The 16,047-nt window shown below is 69.3% G+C and carries 17 protein-coding genes; 7 read left to right on the forward strand and 10 right to left on the reverse strand.

The genetic code is table 11. The features are described from left to right. Positions 1–30 precede the first annotated feature (30 nt). From msrA to VGU65_RS06285, 4 genes are all read right to left on the reverse strand, one after another. Positions 31–735, reverse strand: a complete 705-nt coding sequence (gene msrA / locus VGU65_RS06270) for a peptide-methionine (S)-S-oxide reductase MsrA (protein WP_327473874.1) — start codon at positions 733–735, stop codon at positions 31–33. 144 nt (positions 736–879) lie between these two features. Next, positions 880–1,092, reverse strand: a complete 213-nt coding sequence (locus tag VGU65_RS06275; protein WP_327474104.1) for an RNA-binding S4 domain-containing protein — start codon at positions 1,090–1,092, stop codon at positions 880–882. A 76-nt stretch (positions 1,093–1,168) separates the two neighbouring features. Then, the gene (locus VGU65_RS06280) at positions 1,169–1,555 is read right to left on the reverse strand and encodes a PRC-barrel domain-containing protein (protein WP_327473875.1); all 387 of its coding nucleotides are present in this window, start codon (positions 1,553–1,555) and stop codon (positions 1,169–1,171) included. Positions 1,556–1,657: 102 nt separating this feature from the next. Continuing rightward, positions 1,658–2,485, reverse strand: coding sequence for a DUF72 domain-containing protein (locus VGU65_RS06285; protein WP_327473876.1), 828 nt, complete (start codon positions 2,483–2,485; stop codon positions 1,658–1,660). Between the two features lie 127 nt (positions 2,486–2,612). Between VGU65_RS06285 and VGU65_RS06290 the strand changes: the two genes are divergently transcribed. From VGU65_RS06290 to VGU65_RS06310, 5 genes are all read left to right on the forward strand, one after another. Then, on the forward strand, positions 2,613–3,599 hold the full coding sequence (locus tag VGU65_RS06290; protein ID WP_327473877.1) for a TolB-like translocation protein: 987 nt from the start codon (positions 2,613–2,615) through the stop codon (positions 3,597–3,599). Between the two features lie 85 nt (positions 3,600–3,684). Beyond that, a complete protein-coding gene (locus VGU65_RS06295; RefSeq protein WP_327473879.1) occupies positions 3,685–5,367 on the forward strand; it encodes a serine hydrolase in 1,683 nt (560 codons plus the stop codon). Between the two features lie 49 nt (positions 5,368–5,416). Continuing rightward, entirely contained in the window at positions 5,417–7,045 is a 1,629-nt protein-coding gene (locus VGU65_RS06300) for an alpha/beta hydrolase (protein WP_327473881.1), read from the forward strand. Positions 7,046–7,130: 85 nt separating this feature from the next. Continuing rightward, complete coding sequence (locus VGU65_RS06305) at positions 7,131–7,580, forward strand: helix-turn-helix transcriptional regulator (protein ID WP_327473883.1); 450 nt, start codon at positions 7,131–7,133, stop codon at positions 7,578–7,580. A 27-nt stretch (positions 7,581–7,607) separates the two neighbouring features. Then, the gene (locus VGU65_RS06310; protein ID WP_327473885.1) at positions 7,608–8,018 is read left to right on the forward strand and encodes a VOC family protein; all 411 of its coding nucleotides are present in this window, start codon (positions 7,608–7,610) and stop codon (positions 8,016–8,018) included. Between the two features lie 47 nt (positions 8,019–8,065). Here the strand turns inward: VGU65_RS06310 and VGU65_RS06315 are convergent, their stop codons facing one another. Both VGU65_RS06315 and VGU65_RS06320 read right to left on the reverse strand, forming a co-directional pair. Further along, positions 8,066–8,482: a VOC family protein gene (locus tag VGU65_RS06315; protein ID WP_327473886.1), complete on the reverse strand. Its 417-nt coding sequence runs from the start codon at positions 8,480–8,482 to the stop codon at positions 8,066–8,068. A gap of 56 nt (positions 8,483–8,538) precedes the next feature. Then, positions 8,539–10,923 (reverse strand): DUF3772 domain-containing protein, encoded by a 2,385-nt coding sequence (locus VGU65_RS06320; RefSeq protein WP_327473887.1) that lies wholly within the window; start codon positions 10,921–10,923, stop codon positions 8,539–8,541. A gap of 6 nt (positions 10,924–10,929) precedes the next feature. Here VGU65_RS06320 and VGU65_RS06325 point away from each other — a divergent pair, with 6 nt between their 5' ends. Both VGU65_RS06325 and VGU65_RS06330 read left to right on the forward strand, forming a co-directional pair. Beyond that, positions 10,930–11,358 (forward strand): hypothetical protein, encoded by a 429-nt coding sequence (locus VGU65_RS06325; protein WP_327473888.1) that lies wholly within the window; start codon positions 10,930–10,932, stop codon positions 11,356–11,358. 112 nt (positions 11,359–11,470) lie between these two features. Then, a complete protein-coding gene (locus tag VGU65_RS06330; RefSeq protein ID WP_327473889.1) occupies positions 11,471–12,691 on the forward strand; it encodes an MFS transporter in 1,221 nt (406 codons plus the stop codon). 78 nt (positions 12,692–12,769) lie between these two features. Here the strand turns inward: VGU65_RS06330 and murB are convergent, their stop codons facing one another. The 4 genes from murB to VGU65_RS06350 are packed head-to-tail and all read right to left on the reverse strand — an operon-like array spanning position 12,770 to position 15,912. After that, positions 12,770–13,789 (reverse strand): UDP-N-acetylmuramate dehydrogenase, encoded by a 1,020-nt coding sequence (gene murB / locus VGU65_RS06335; RefSeq protein ID WP_327474106.1) that lies wholly within the window; start codon positions 13,787–13,789, stop codon positions 12,770–12,772. 10 nt (positions 13,790–13,799) lie between these two features. Then, positions 13,800–14,837 carry a quinone-dependent dihydroorotate dehydrogenase gene (locus VGU65_RS06340; RefSeq protein WP_327473891.1) on the reverse strand — a complete coding sequence of 346 codons (1,038 nt, stop codon included), beginning with the start codon at positions 14,835–14,837 and terminating at the stop codon, positions 13,800–13,802. A 3-nt stretch (positions 14,838–14,840) separates the two neighbouring features. Next, positions 14,841–15,608 carry an SDR family NAD(P)-dependent oxidoreductase gene (locus VGU65_RS06345; protein ID WP_327473892.1) on the reverse strand — a complete coding sequence of 256 codons (768 nt, stop codon included), beginning with the start codon at positions 15,606–15,608 and terminating at the stop codon, positions 14,841–14,843. Between the two features lies 1 nt (position 15,609). Then, positions 15,610–15,912, reverse strand: coding sequence for a DUF4190 domain-containing protein (locus tag VGU65_RS06350; protein ID WP_327473893.1), 303 nt, complete (start codon positions 15,910–15,912; stop codon positions 15,610–15,612). Between the last annotated feature and the right edge of the window lie 135 nt (positions 15,913–16,047).

The raw sequence follows: 16,047 nt of genomic DNA on the forward strand, positions 1-16,047 counted from the left end.
TCCTCTCGTGGCCCGCGGGGAACGCGATGCTCAGTGCAGCCGCACGTCCACCTGCTGTTGCTGGGGGCGATAGAGCGTCGGCAGCCACTGTTTGAGGTGGGCCACCTTGGGCGCATCGTTGTAGGCGATGTACGCATCGTCGGGATGGAGCGCGGCGAAATTCTGGTGGTAGGCCTCCGCCACGTAGAAACCCTTGAGCGGCTCGACGCGGGTCACGATGGGATCCTCGAACGCGTGCGCCGCGCCGAGCTGGGCGATGTAGGCCGTAGCCACGCGCTGCTGTTGCGCCGTGGTGTAGAAGACCTCCGAACGGTACTGGCTGCCCACGTCCGGCCCCTGGCGGTCGAGCTGCGTGGGGTCATGGGCGACCGAGAAGAACACCTTGAGCAACTGCCCGTAGCTGACCTGCCGCGGGTCGTAGATCAGCTTGACCGATTCGGCGTGTCCGGTGTCGCCCCCGCTGACCTGTTCGTAGGTGGCGGTGCCCGCTTCGCCGCCGGCATAGCCGGACCAGGCCTTGCGCACGCCCCTGACGTGGTCGAACACCGCTTCCACGCCCCAGAAACAACCGCCGGCGAACACCGCCACCTGCTCGCCCGGCGAGGTCGGTGCAGGGTCAAGTCGCGGGTCGGGCAGGCTGACTCTGCCATCGGCCGAGGCCTGGCCCGAGGCGACGCAGCCGGCCAGCAACGCGCCGGCCAAGGGAAGTAGTGAGAACCATCGAGCAGCAGCCATGGGTGATCTCCGGCGAGCCAAGGGCCAAGCGCGCAGAACGCACGCGAGGTTCAATGATTTCGCCGGGAACGGCGTTCCGGTTACCTGGCCGCCCGCGTTCGCCCTTGCAGGCAGCGAAGCAACGGCGTGGCCGCGCGGGCGCGGTCAGGCCACCCGGATCTCGACGTCGTCCAGCCGTACCGTTTGTCCCGCATGGATCTTGCAGGTCTTTCGCAGCTCGCGCTGACCGTCGACGTAGACCTCGCCGCTGGCCACCAGCGCCTTGCCGGCGCCGCCGCTGTCGCACAGCCCGACCAGTTTCAGCAGCTGGTTGAGCTCGACGTGGTCGCGGTCGAGCTGGAAGGAGAGCTGGCGCATGGGCGAAAGACGCATCGGGCGGGTGTGCCAGTGTATCGGCAGTGCCGACCTGACGCCCGCCCGTGCGGCCCGCGCGTCAGTGGTAGTAATTGCTGATGCGGTTGGTGAAGGTGGTATCGGCGAAGTCCGGCCAATTGTCCTTGTCGAACCCCGGTGCATCCTTCAGCCGTTCCTTGGAGACATCGAGCACCAGGCAATGGTTGGCGGTATCCAGCCGCATGGAATTCCACGGCACCGCGAACAGCTTGTCGCCCATGCCGAGCCAGCCGCCAAAGGAAAGCACGGCGTACTGGATGGTGCCGCTGGCGGTGTCGATCATGAGGTCCTTGATTTCGCCCAGGTCCTCGCCCGAGGCGTTGCGCACGTTCTCGCCATTGAGCGTGCTGGAGGCGAGCACCGGGCCGGTGCCCATGCCGGCGCGGTTGGCATTGGTGGCGTTGTATCCGGTCGATTGGATGGTCATGGCGGATCTCCTTGCGGCAGTGGAGGAAGCGTCGTCGCTGCGACGTTTTCCAGCCTGCCTCATGCACCGTGACGCCCGGGGCAAGCGGCTGTAAACATCGCCTCAGGCCGGCGTTTCGTCACGGTCGACGCGCGCCTGCAAAGCCATGGCGGCCGCGGGATTGCGCGCTTTGGCGGCGCTGATGAAGAAGATGAACACTTCGCGCGGCGCGCCGTCCGGCTGCAGCGCGCTGGCGTGTGGCAGCTCGGCCGGGTCCTTGCCCTGCGCCCAGGCGTGTGCGTGCTCGGCCCAGGTGTCCAGTGCGCCGGGCGGATAGCCGAGCGGTTCGTCGGTGGCGCTGCGCATCAGCCGTGCGTAGACGAAGAGGCCGGTAAGGTCGGCGAAGGACGGATATTGCGCGGCGTCGGTGAAGACGGTGGGCACGCCGTGAGCGCGTGCGAGCGCGACGTAGCGCTCGCTGGCGAAGCTCTTGTGGCGCACCTCCAGCACGTGGCGCAGCGGTTGGCCGTTGAGCTCGCGCGGCAGCGCATCGAGAAAGCCCGCGATGTCGTCGGGGTCGAACGGGCGCGAGGGGCCCAGTTGCCAGTTGATCGGCCCGAGCCTTTCGCCGAGCGCTTCCAGGCCGCCGGACACGAAGGCCTCGATGCCCTTGCCGGCGGCAGCCAGGCGCTTGCTCTCCACCACGTAGCGCGGCGCCTTCAACGCAAACACGAAACCGGGCGGCGTCTCCGCAGCCCACTTGGCATAAGTGGCCGGTTTCTGCGCACCGTAGAAGGTGCCGTTGACCTCGATCGCGCGCAGCTGGCGGCTGGCGTATTCCAGCTCGCGCCGCTGCACTAGCCCGGCCGGGTAGAAATTGTTGCGCCAGGGAGCGAAGGTCCAGCCGCCGATGCCGGCGCGGATGGGCGAGGGCGAATGCTTGCTGGACATGGCCGGCTCCATGGAAAGGACGGATCTTGGCACGCCGGCGCCGGACGGCGCGTGAGCGTTACTTGCGGCACGTGCCACACGGCGCCCGCTGGCATATCTGTGCCATTTCCCCGGAGTCGAGGGTTCCATGATGCGCGTGATCGGCCGCATGACCGTCGCCCTGCTGGTCCTGGGCACCGCCGCTTTTTCCATCCAGGCCACGCCTGCTGTGCAGCCGACGATCTTCGCGCCCGGGGTCATTTCCGGTCCCGCGGCGGAGGATTCGGCGGCGTTCACCCCTGACGGCCGCACGGTGTTCTTCGACCGTATCCGCTGGCCGAACGCGGCCATCCTCGTTTCGCACCGGACCGCCAGTGGCTGGTCCATTCCAACGGTCGCCCCCTTTTCCGGCCGCTGGCTGGACCATGATCCGACGATGGCGCCGGATGGATCGTTCCTCGTGTTCACCTCCAACCGTCCGGACCGCCCGGGCGGCAAGCCGCTGGATGCCGTGTTCGCCAGCGGCAAGGTGGCGCCCGGTTCGGGCGGGCACCTGTGGCGGGTGGACCGCAAGGGCGCAGGCTGGGGCGAGCCGGTGCGCCTGCCCGACACGGTCAATGCCAGCACGCGCACCTATGCGCCCAGCGTGGCGGCCGACGGCAGCGTGTATTTCCAGCGACCGGGCGCGGACGACGATTTCCGGCTGTTCCGCTCGCAATATCGCGACGGCCATTACCAGGCCCCGGTCGAGGTGCCGCTGGGCGATGCCTCCGCGCACGAGCTCGATCCCGCGGTTGCGCCGGACGAGTCGTTCATCGTGTTCGACGCCAACTACAGCGGCAAGGACCGGCCAGATCGCCTCTACATCGCCTTCCGCGAGGGCGGGCACTGGGGCGCACCGATCGACCTGGGCGACGAAGTGAACAAGGGCGGCCCATGGGGATCGCATCTGGGCGCGGACCATCGCACGCTGTATTTCTCCAGCACCCGCGCGGTGCCGGTGCATTACCCGCGCACCGCGGCACAGGGGCGGCAGGACCTGGCGCGCATGGCCTCCTGGGACAACGGGCTGGAGAATCTGTGGTCGATTCCGCTGGCGCCGTGGCTGGACGCTCACGCGCAACATGGCGGCTGAGGCGGATGGGGCGAGGCAGATGGACGGCTGGCGCCGAGCCCGCTTTGCCGCGATAGTGGAGCGTCCCCTTAAGCGGAGCCTTTTAATGACCCGACCCGTCTTCTCCACACGCCTGGCCGCGGCCTGCGCCCTGTTGTTCGCCGCGACCGGCGTGCTGGCGCAGGCGCCAGCGCAGCGGCCGCTGCCGCCGCCGGTCTCCACCGGCGACACCGCGCGTCCCATGCTGCCCGCGCAGCTGGCCGACTTCGGCGCCTACGTCGACAGCGCGCGCAAGACCTTCGACGTGCCGGGCATCGCGGTGGCCATCGTCAAGGATGGCCGGGTCGTGATGGAGCAGGGCTTCGGCCTGCGCGAGCTGGGCAAGGCCGACAAGGTCGATGCGCGCACGCTGTTCGCGATCGCCTCCAACACCAAGGCGTTCACCGCCGCCGCGCTCCAACAGCTGGCCGAGCAGGGCAAGCTAAACATGGACGACCGCGTCGTCGACCATCTGCCGTGGTTCCGCATGTCCGACGCGTACGTGACGCACGAGATGCGCATCCGCGACCTGCTGGCGCACCGCAGCGGCCTGTCGCTGGGCGCCGGCGACCTGCTGTACTGGCCACCGACCAGCTACACCACGAAGGAAGTGGTCGAGCGGCTGGCCAAGGTGCCGATCAAGAACGGCTTCCGCAGCGGCTACGCCTACGACAACATCCTGTTCGCGGTGGCCACGCTGGTGATCGAGCAGGCCTCCGGCCAGAGCTATGCCGACTACGTGCGCGAGCACATCTTCAAGCCGGTCGGCATGGACGAGTCGTTGATCGACAAGACGTATCTCAAGCCCGGCATGGACGTCGCCACCGGCCACGCCAAGGCCGACTTCAAGGACTTGAAGCCGGTGCCGCCGATGGCCTGGCTCAACGACCCGGGCGCGGGCGGCATCTATTCCAGCGTGCACGACCTGGCCAAGTGGATGAACGTGCAGCTGGCCGGCGGCGCGCTGCCGACCACCGGCGCGAACGGCAAGCCGCAGCGGCTGTTCTCCGAACAGAGCCAGCACGAGATGTGGTCGGTGCTCACGCCGATCAAAGTCGGCAAGCCGCCGATCCCCGAACTGGCGCCGCTGACGCCGCAGTTCTCCGGCTACGGCGAGAGCTGGTTCCTGTCCGACTACCAGGGCAAAAAGCTGGTCTGGCACACCGGCGGCTGGCCGGGCATGGTCTCGCGCCTGACCCTGGTGCCGCAGCTCAAGCTCGGCGTGGTGGTGCTGACCAATGCCGAATCGGGCGCCGCCTTCAACGCCATCACCTACCGGGTGCTCGACGCCTATCTCACCCCCGACAAGCAGACCGACTGGGTCGCCGTCTACGACAAGGCGGTGAAGAAGGCCCAGGCAAAGGCCGACGACAGCTTCGCCAAGCACGAGGCCGCGCGGGCCAAGGCCAGCAAACCCTCGCTGCCGCTGGCCGGCTACGTGGGCACCTACCGCGACCCGTGGTACGGCGACATCGCCATCAGCCAGGAGGGCGGCAAGCTGCGCCTGCGTTTCAGCCACACGCCGCAGCTGGTCGGCACGATGAGCCCATGGCAGCACGACAGCTTCACCGTGCGCTGGGACGATCGCACGCTCAACGCCGATGCCTTCATCACCTTCGCGCTGGACCAGGACGGCCACATCCGCGAGGCCCGCATGGAACCGATCTCGCCGATGACCGACTTCAGCTTCGACTTCCAGGACCTGCGCCTGGCGCCGGTGGAGAAGGGCGCCAAGGGCTCGGACGACTGACCATCACGGGGCCGGGCGACCGGCCCCTTCGCATGAAGGAGCGCTTGCCATGTTGAACTCCGTCCGCGGCGCGCTTGCGCTGCTTTTCACCGGGCTGCTGGCTACCGGCGCCTGCGCGCGTGAGGCAACACCGGTCGCGCACCAGTTCTTCCAGGTGAGCCTGCCGGCCTCAGCGGCCCAGCCGGCGGCTGGTCGTCTGTTGCTGTTCGCCACCGAGGCGAAGGCCGCGAGGGCGGCGGCCAGGGACGGCAAGGTGACCGAGGTGGAGGCCAGCCCGTTCGCGCCGGAGCAGACGGCGGTTGCCGCGCGCGAGGTCGAGCGCCTGGCGCCCGGTAGCGGCGTGGCCCTGGACGCCGACGAGCAGGCCTTTCCGTCGGCGTTCTCGAAGCTGCCGCCGGGCGATTACCTCGTGCAGGCCGTGCTCGATACCCAGCACGACTACAACTACCACGGGCGCAACGGAGGCGACCTGGTCAGTCCGGTGGTGGAGGTGCATCTGCCCAGCACCGCTGCACCCACGCTGGCCCTCACCCAGACGTTGCCCACGCCGGCGCTGTGGGATCTTCCCGAGCGTTACCTGAGCGAGACAACCAGGAAACACCTGGCGCAGGCGCGCGAGCAGGTGCGTCCGATCGATTTCGTCAGCCCTGCGCTCAGTGCCTTCTGGGGCCGGCCGATCCACATGCGCGGCTGGGTGGTGCTGCCGCCCGGCTACGACGCGTCCGCCGGCACCACGTATCCGACCGTCTACCAGACGCACGGCTTCGGCGGCGACCTGCATACCCAGGCCGGCACCGCGGCGATGGTGTTCGGCGCCATGGCCGAGAAACAGCTTCCGCCGATGATCTGGGTGGTGCTGGACGAGTCCAGCGCCACCGGCACGCACGAATTCGCCGACTCGGTGAACAACGGCCCGTGGGGCCAGGCGCTCACCACCGAGCTGATCCCGTCGCTGGAAGGCGAGTACCGCATGGACGCGCGGCCCTCGGGCCGCTTCCTCACCGGCCACTCCTCCGGCGGCTGGGCCACGCTGTGGCTGCAGACGCGCTATCCGAAGGTGTTCGGCGGTACCTGGTCGACCTCGCCCGACCCGAGCGACTTTCACGACTTCACCGGCGTCGACCTGTACGCCCCGCACGCCAACGTCTACCACCGCGCTGACGGCACGCCGTACCCGCTGGTGCGCGACAAGGGCAAGGTGATCGCCAGCTTCGAGACCTTTGCCCGGATGGAGCGCGTGCTCGGCCCCTACGGCGGGCAGATGGCCTCGTTCGACTGGGTGTTCTCGCCGCGCGGCGCAGACGGCCGCCCGTTGCCGATGTTCGACCGCGGCACCGGCGACGTCGATCCGGCGGTGGTCGCCTACTGGAGCGAGCACTACGACATCGCCCGCCGGCTCAAGGAGCACTGGCCCGAGCTCAAACCCGACCTGGACGGCAAGATCCACTTGGTGGTGGGCACCGCCGACACGTTCTACCTGGACGGCGCCGCGCACAAGCTCAAGGCGGTGCTCGACGGACTGGGCGCGAAATCCGACTTCCGTTTCCTGCCTGGCCGCACGCACATGGATCTGTACGTGCAGGGCAAGGACCGCCAGGGCCTGCTCAAGCAGATGGCGTGGGAGATGTACGCGCTGGCCCGGCCGGAATCGAAGCAGCGCCGCGTGGCTGCGCGCTGAGCACGGAAAGGTGACTGCGCGCTTCATCGCGCGCGGCCATGCAGGCTTCCTTGAGCGGGCCGCCGCGAAGTGGAACCATCCGCCGATGACCAGCACCCCTGCCAAGACACAACACCTGCGCGACCTCGCGCGATTGCGCCGCGTGCGCGACCGGATCGACCGCGAGTATGCCCGGCCGCTGGACGTCGAGGCGCTCGCCCGTGGCGTCCACATGTCGGCCGGGCACCTCAGCCGCCAGTTCCGGCTCGCCTATGGCGAGTCGCCCTACGCCTATCTGATGACCCGCCGCATCGAGCGCGCGATGGCGCTGCTGCGCCGCGGCGACCTCAACGTCACCGAGGTCTGTTTCGCGGTCGGCTGCGCCTCGCTGGGCACCTTCAGCACGCGCTTCACCGAACTGGTCGGGATGCCGCCGGGCGCCTATCGCCGCCAGCAAATGCGCGCGGTCGCGGGCATGCCCCCGTGCGTGGCCAGCCAGGTCACCCGACCGGTCAGGAATCGAGAAGCGCCGGCCGAGCGCCCGCAGCTAGCATGACCGCTCCCACCACAGAGCACGGCTGCCATGGAACTCACCATTCACTCGAGCTTTCTCCCGCACAACGACCCGGACGCCTCGCTGGCGTTCTACCGTGACACTCTCGGCTTCGAGGTCCGCAACGACGTGGCCTACGGCGGGATGCGCTGGATCACCGTCGGTCCGCGCAACCAGCCCGGCACGTCCATCGTGCTGCATCCGCCGGGCGCCACCCCCGGCCTCAACGACGACGAGCGCCGCACCATCGCCGAGATGATGGCCAAGGGAACCTACGCCATGATCATCCTGGCCAGTGCCGACCTGGACGCCACCTTCGAACGGCTGCAGGCCAGCGGTGCCGAGGTGATCCAGGAGCCCACCCACCAGCCCTATGGCGTGCGCGATTGTGCCTTCCGCGATCCGGCGGGGAACCACGTCCGCATCAACGAGGTGCGCTGAGCGCGAAGGCACCGCTGCACGCATCGCCGATCCCTGGTCGCGGCGGCTCAGCACGCCCAGGGGTCGTAGCTGCCGAACCACCACAGGTGGCCTTCCGGATCGCGGCAGGCGTAGCCGGCGCCGGCGTAATCCTTTTCGGCGTAGTCCTCCACGATCTGCGCGCCGGCCGCCGTGGCCCGCTCGTAGTGGGCGCGGCAGTCGCGCACGATCACGCAGGCGCACTGGGTCTCGCGCCCGCACACGGCGTCGGGCTGGCCAGGAAAGCTTCCGAACCCGTCCTCGCGCACGCTGCCCAGCATCGCCATGCCACCGCCATAGGTGAGCTGGGCATGCGCCACGGCGCCTTGCTCGTCCTCGTGGACCGCCTGCTTCTCGAAGCCGAAGGCGCGGCAAAGCCACTCGATCATGGCGTGGGCGTCGCGGTAGCGCAGGCAGGGAATGATGCTGCTGGGACCTGGGTTCATGGCGCGCTCCTCCACTGGTGCGGCAAGGGAGACCTGGCGGTGGCGTGTCCTTGAGTTCAGCCGGTCTCGCCCGTGTCGGGCAAGCGATACACGCGCATGTCCTGCGGGCGGGTCAGCGGCAGCCGTTCGCTGCGCAGGCGCTCCAGGATCGCCAGCAGCAGGTCGCTGCGCACGCCGCCGACCTCGCGCGGGCTGTGCACGTAGCCGGTGCCGACGAAATGGACGCCCTGCGTGTCGATCCGTTCGACCTGCACGTTCGGCGCCGGCGTCTCCAGCATGGCGGCGTGGCTGCGGAAGGCCTCCAGGATGATCTCCCGGGCCCGCCGGGCATCGGTATCCAGCGGCATCGGCAGCTTGACCTGCACGCGGCCCTGCGCGTTGGCCAGGGTCACGTTGCGTACGTTCTGCGTGATCAGCTGCGAGTTGGGCACGATCACGGTGGAGCGGTCCCACAGCTGGATCTCGGTGGCGCGCACGTTGATGCGTCGAATGTCGCCCTCCACGTCGGAAAGGCTCACCCAGTCGCCCACCTTGACCGGCCGCTCGGCCAGCAGGATCAGGCCTGAGATGAAGTTCTGCACGATCGCCTGCAGGCCGAAGCCGATCCCCACCGACAGGGCGCTGGCGATCCAGGCGATGCTCTGCAGGCTCACGTTGAGCGCGGCCAGCGCCAGCGCGAAGGCGCCCACGCCGCCGACATAGCCGAGCAGGGTGACCACCGAGTTCTGCATGCCCGGTTCGAGCGTGGTCTTGGGCAGCAATTGTTCGCCCAGCCAGCGCTTGACCACGCGCACGGCGACCAGGCCCAGCACGAACACCACCAGCGCCTCGAACACAGTGCCCGGATGGATGTGCAGCTCGCCCAGGCTGAGGTTGCCGAACAGCTGGCCGATGCGTTCGGTGAGATCCTGCGGATTGGTGCCGAACGGCGCGAGAAGCGCAGCGAACGCGGGCAGCAGGATCAGCACGCGGCTGATTCCCGAGAGCACCGTCGCCGACTGCTCCAGCATGCGCGGCGCCAGGCCGAAGGTGGACTGCAGGCGCCGTCCGCTGCGCCCGTCCGGCAGGAGCAGGGCCATGATGAGGTCATGCACCAGGTGCAGCAGCAGGTAGACCCCGCAGGCGAGCACGCCGATCCACAGCATCCGCGTGGCGATGTAGAAGGCCAGCGCGATGTAGCCGAGCGCGATGGCGAGCAGGCTCAGGGTCACGCCGAGCGCGGCGCCGCCGACCAGCAGACCTACCCACAGCGGCCGCTGCACCGGCGCGATGCCGGCGGCCAGCAGTGCGCGCCGGGCCTGGCCAAGGCGCAGCAGCGCCGCGCCGATCAGGCCGCTGATCACCAGCGCGACCAGGCCACGCGTGGCGACCGTGGCGGGCAGGCTGGCGCCGATGGCGCCGTTGATCCGCTCGATCAGGCCCAGCAGCAACGCCGCCGCCGCGAGCAGCCAGGGGAACGGGCGTAGCCGTGCCGCTGCCGCATCGGACAGCGCCGGCAACCGCCACGAGGGACGGGCCGCCGAGAGCAGCGCGCGGCCGACCCCGCTGACGAACGCGCAGAAACACACCAGTCGCACCAGCGCGCGGGGCAGCTCGTCCAGCTCCGGATCGAGTGTGTCGCCCCAGTCCAGCCCCACGCGCACCAGTTGGGCGGCCAATCCGAACACCAGCATCGTGGCGAGGGCCGTGGCCGCCGCCATGGCGCTACGGCGCAGATGGCTTTCCGGCATGAAGCGCACCGCGAGCGCAAGCAGCGCGCGCTCCAGCAGCCCGCGACCGGCGACCAGCAACAGCGCCGCGCCCAGGCAAAGCAGCAGCGGCAGGCGGCCCGACGGCGCCCACGCATCGGCCCATGCCGCCGCGAGGGGGGTCTCCAGTCGCTTCAGGCGCGCCAGGTCGTCCGGAAAGGCGCGTGCCGGATCGGCCCAGAACGCGCTGCTCAGCGGCGTGGCCGTGCGCGAGGCGAGCTGGGCCTGGAACTGGTCGCGGCGCACGCCGGCCACCTGTGCCGCCAGCTGCGCGCCGTCCTCGCTCAATAGTTGTGCCTGCTTGATCTGGGCATCGAGGGCGGCCTTGGCCTTGTCCAGCTGCTTCCGCTGGGCGGCGACCTCGGAGGCTTCGGGCGGCGCGCCCTTGGCCGGCGCGGGACCGAGCACCGCAAGCCGCGCATTCAGGCTGTCCATCTGCGGGGTTAGCGTGGCGGCAAGCTGGTCGGCCTGGTCCTGCACGCCCAAGGCGCTCGTGCGCAGGTCCGCCAGCGCGTGGTCGTCCGGTTTGGCGCCGAGCGCCTTCTTGATCGCGTCGAGCTGGTCGCGCAACTGATCCAGCGTTTGCGCAGGCGAGGGCGCGGAGGCGGCGGAGGCGGGGGATGCGTCCTGGGCATGCAGCGCACCGGCGCCAAGCAGCATCAGGCATAGCAGGAGGCGTCGAAGGATAGGCATCCGGCCATGATCGGGTGGCTGCCGCGGGCGGTCAATCGCGGCCGCCGCTCCGTTGCCCACCCTTTCACGTTGTGTTGCCCAGCATCGCAACACCCCGAAGAGAGCCATCCCATGGTCGCAAAAGCCAGCCCCGTGCCTGCCGGCTCGTCCGCGCAAGGGCGCATGCAGACGTCCGACCGCATCCACCGCGCTGCCGCCGTGCGCACTCAGCCGGAGCGTGATGCGCGCTGCAGCATGCTCGCGACCATGCGGGCCGCGGCACGCCGGTGCCACGCCGCACGCGCCGCCGAAGTCAAGCCGCGCAAGGCCAAGCCGCGCAAGGCCAAGCGCGCCAAGCAGGCGCGCAGTCTCGGCGGCCGCCTGGCGGCGGCCATCCGCATGGCTCGCCTGCGGGCCCACCGCGCGGCCGAAGAACACCGCGGCGCGAAGCGGTAAGTCACAGATCGCTTCCGGAGTGTGCCTTCCGGCGGTGTACGGAGCCGCCATCCGGCACTAGAGTGCGCTGCGCGGCCGGCAGGCCGCTTCCCCCTGGACCTCACACTCCCCGATGAACGCCCGCGCCGAACCGCTTGCCGCCGCCGCACCCCCTGCGGCTCCGCCGCGCACGGCTTTTGCCGTGCTCGGCGCCATCAGTTTCGCCCACCTGCTCAACGACATGATCCAGTCGTTGATCCTGGCCATCTATCCGATCCTGAAGAGCGGCTTCGACCTGAGCTTCGGCCAGGTCGGCCTGATCACGCTGACCTACCAGCTCACCGCCTCGTTGCTGCAGCCGCTGGTGGGCGTGGCGACCGACAAGCGGCCGATGCCGTATTCGCTGCCCATGGGCATGGGTTTCAGCCTGTGCGGCCTGCTGCTGCTCGCGGTGGCGCCGACCTTTCCGCTGCTGCTCGTGGCTGCGGCGCTGGTCGGTACGGGCTCGTCGGTGTTCCACCCGGAATCCTCTCGGGTGGCACGGATGGCCTCCGGTGGGCGGCATGGGCTGGCGCAGTCCTTGTTCCAGGTCGGCGGCAACACCGGCGCCTCGATCGGGCCGCTGCTGGCGGCGTGGATCATCGCGCCGCACGGGCGCGGGAGCGTGGCCTGGTTCTCGCTGGCGGCACTGCTGGCGATCGCGGTGCTGCTCAACGTCAGCCGCTGGTACCGCGCGCACCACGTGAGCCGCGGTACGGCCCGCCATCACCATACGGCGGTGGTGCTCTCGCGCAACCGCGTGCTGCTGTCGCTGCTGGTGCTTGGCTTGCTGATCTTCTCCAAGTACTTCTACCTGGCGAGCCTCTCCAGCTACTACACCTTTTACCTGATCCACCATTTCGGCGTGTCCGTGCAGAACGCGCAGACGCACCTGTTCGTGTTCCTGTTCGCGGTGGCGGCCGGCTCGCTGATCGGCGGCCCGGTGGGCGACCGGATCGGGCGCAAGTCGGTGATCTGGATCTCGATCCTCGGTGTGGCGCCTTTCTCGCTGCTGCTGCCGCACGCGAACCTGTTCTGGACCGGCGCGCTGAGCGTGGTGATCGGCCTGATCCTTTCCTCGGCCTTCTCGGCGATCCTGGTCTATGCGCAGGAACTGCTGCCCGGGCGCGTCGGCATGGTGTCGGGGCTGTTCTTCGGTTTCGCCTTCGGCATGGGCGGCATCGGCGCGGCGGTGCTGGGGCAACTGGCCGACGCGCACGGCATCGAGTACGTCTACCGGCTGTGCGCGTTCCTGCCGCTGATGGGGTTGATCACGGTGTTTTTGCCGGAGCTGGAGCGGACGCGCGAAGCCTGAGCCTTGCGTCTCGAGATTCCCCCCGTGGAACGGGGGAAGCTCGGCAGGAAGATACGAGGAACGGATGGGGACTTTGCCTCAGACCACCACCGGCTCGGGCTCCAGCCGCACGCCGAACTTCGCCTCCACACCGGCGATCACCCGCCGCGCCAGCGCCCACAGCTGCGAACCAGTGGCATGGCCGTGGTTGACCAGCACCAGCGCGTGGCGGTTGGAGATGCCTGCGTCGCCTTCGCGATACCCCTTGAAGCCGGACGCCTCGATCAGCCAGGCGGCCGAGAGCTTCCAGCGGCCGTCGCCGCCCGGCCAGGCGACCAGCTCCGGGTGCTGGCGCTTGAGCGATTCACCTGCTGCCGCCTCGATGATCGGGTTCTTGAAGAAGCTGCCGGCATTGCCGATCACCGCCGGATCGGGCAGCTTGCGGGTACGCAGGTGCACAACCGCCTCGGCCACGTGGAACGGGGCAGGCCTGTCCACGCCCATGCGCACCAGTTCCTCGGCGATGCCGGCGTAGCCGGTGCGCAGTTCGCGCTGGCGGGGCAGGGCGAAGCGTACCGCGGTGACGATGTAGCGGCCCGGCTCGCGCTTGAACAGCGAATGGCGGTAGGCGAAGGCGCAGGCGGCGTTGTCGAGCGAAACCACCCGGCGTTCGTGTAGGTCCCAGGCTTCCACGCTCTCGATGAACTCGGCGACCTCGGTGCCGTAGGCGCCGATGTTCTGGATCGGCGCGGCGCCGACCGTGCCGGGGATCAGGATCAGATTTTCCAGTCCGGCGTAGCCTTGGCCCAGCGCCCAGCGCACGAAATCGTCCCAGCGCTCGCCCGCGGCCACCGCGATGCGGGCGACGTCCCCATCCTGCTCGACCTGCACGCCGCGGGTGGCCATGGCCACCACGGTGCCGTCGAAGTCGCCGGTGAGCAGCAGATTGCTGCCCTCGCCGAGCACCAGCAGCGGACGATCGCGCACGGCGGGAAAGTCGAGCAGCTCGGGCAGCTTGGAGGCATCCCGCACTTCGGCCAGCAGTCGGGCGCGGGCGGCCACGCGCAGCGTGTTGCGCGCGCCCAGCGGCGCGTTCTCGATCAGCGTGTAGCCGCCCATGCCGACCCGCTCAATCACCATCGGCCGCTCCACGCTGGCGGCGGATCTCCTCGACGCATTCGCCGATGAGGTGAGGGCCGCGGTAGATCATCCCCGAATAGATCTGCACCAGGTCGGCACCGGCGTCGAGTTTCTCGGCCGCGTCGCTGCCATCGAGGATGCCGCCTACGCCGATGATCGGCATCGCAGCACCCAGCCGCGCGCGCATGCCGCGCAACACCTCGGTGGAACGTGCGAACAGCGGCTTGCCCGAGAGGCCGCCGACCTCGTTCCCGTGCGGATCGGCGGCCACCGCCGCATGGTCGATCGTCGTGTTGGTGCAGATCAGGCCGTCGATGCCGCTGCTGTGCAGCACTTCGGCGATGCCGTCCAGTTCCGCTTCCGACAGGTCGGGCGCGATCTTCAGCAGCATCGGCTTGCGCGCGCCGGCCTGCGAGCCCAGCCGTTCCTGCGCCTCGCGCAGCGTTTCGATGAAGCGACGCAGCGTTTCCTCTTCCTGCAGGTCGCGCAGGCCCTGGGTATTGGGCGAGGAGATGTTCACCGTGACGTAGCTGGCCTGCGCGTAGACGCGTTCCAGGCACAAGAGGTAATCGTCCACCGCGCGTTCGTTGGGGGTGTCCTTGTTCTTGCCGATGTTGATGCCGAGCACGCCGCGGTAGCTGGACGTCGCCACGTTGCGCACCAGCGCATCGACGCCCTCGTTGTTGAAGCCCAGCCGGTTGATGATCGCCTCGTGCGCGGGCAGGCGGAACATACGCGGCTTGGGGTTGCCCTGCTGCGGACGGGGCGTGACCGTGCCGACCTCGACGAAGCCGAAACCCAGCGCGCCCAGCTCGTCCAGGTGCGTCGCGTTCTTGTCCAGCCCGGCGGCGAGGCCGACCGGGTTGGGGAAGCGGATGCCGAAGGCCTCGACCGGACAATTCGCGGGCGGCTGTGCTACGAAGCGGCCCAGGTTGCTGCGATGGGCCACGCCCAGCGCGTACAGGGTGAGCCGGTGCGCCGTCTCGGCGTCGAGCGCGAACAGCAGCGGGCGGACGTAGTCGTACATGGCTTATCCATTGAGGCCTTGGCCGCCGTCGACGCATAGCGTCTGGCCGGTGATCCAGGCGGCGTAGGGCGAAGCGAGGAACAACGCCGCGTGCGCGATCTCCTCCGGCGCGCCAAAGCGGCCGAACGGGATTTTCACCAGCGTGGCTTCGTAGAGCGCCGGCTCCTCCCGGCGGCGCCGGTCCCACAGGCCGTCGGGGAATTCGATGGAGCCGGGCGCGATGGCATTGACGCGGATGCCCTGCGCAGCCAGCGCCAGCGCCTGCGAGGTCGTGTACTGGCTGAGCGCCGCCTTCACCGCGGCATACGGCGCGCCGTGGCGGCGTGGGTGGAATGCGGCGATGGAACTTGTGTGCAGGATGCACGCGTGCGGCGAGGCGGCCAGGTACGGCAGCGCCTCGCGCGAGGCGCGCACGGCAGCCATCAGGTCGACCTCGAAGCCCGCCAGCCAGCCGGCATCGTCGTCGCTGAAACCGTACGCGCTGGCGTTGTTCACCAGCACGTCGAGGCCGCCCAGTGCCTGCGCGGCCTCGGCGACGTAGCGGGCGATGGCCGCGGCGTCGGCAAGGTCGCAGGCAGCCGCGTGCGCGATTTGGCCCCAAGCGGCCAGTTCCTGCCGCGTGGTCTCCAGCGCCTGCGCGCCGCGCGCGCAGATCGATACCGCCGCGCCGGCCTGCGCGAAGGCCAGCGCGATCGCGCGCCCGATGCCCTTGCTGCCGCCGGCGACGACGACGCGGTAGCCTTGGAGGTCGAAGACCGCGCCGCTTGCCATGTCAGTGGAAGAGGGAGGAACCGAAGCCGATCGACAGACCCAGCAGGACGGCGGCGATGGCGAACAGCAGCACGACCATCCCGAAGGCCAGCTGCACGTAGCCGAGCACGAGGCCCGCGATCGCCAGTCCGTCGCCTTCCTGCTGGCCCTGCGAGCGGCGGATTTCGCCGCGCGCCAGGTGGCCGCAGACGATCGCCACGATGGCGCCCACCACCGGCAGCATGCACCAGGCGGCGATGCCGAAGACCAGGCTCACCACGGCCATGGCGCTGGTGGTGCGATAGGCGGGAGGCGGTACGTTCATGACGGCGGTCCTCGCGATGCGTTGGCGTAGGTAAGGTTCGCTTGCCAGGGCGTCATTCCCGCGGGAGCGGGAATCCATTCTGCTCTGAAAGCGGAAAGCGAAGTGGCAAAGCCAAAGGCCACCCCTCTCCCCCGG

The organism is Frateuria sp. (assembly GCF_035943815.1).
Taxonomy (GTDB): Bacteria; Pseudomonadota; Gammaproteobacteria; order Xanthomonadales; family Rhodanobacteraceae; genus Frateuria_A.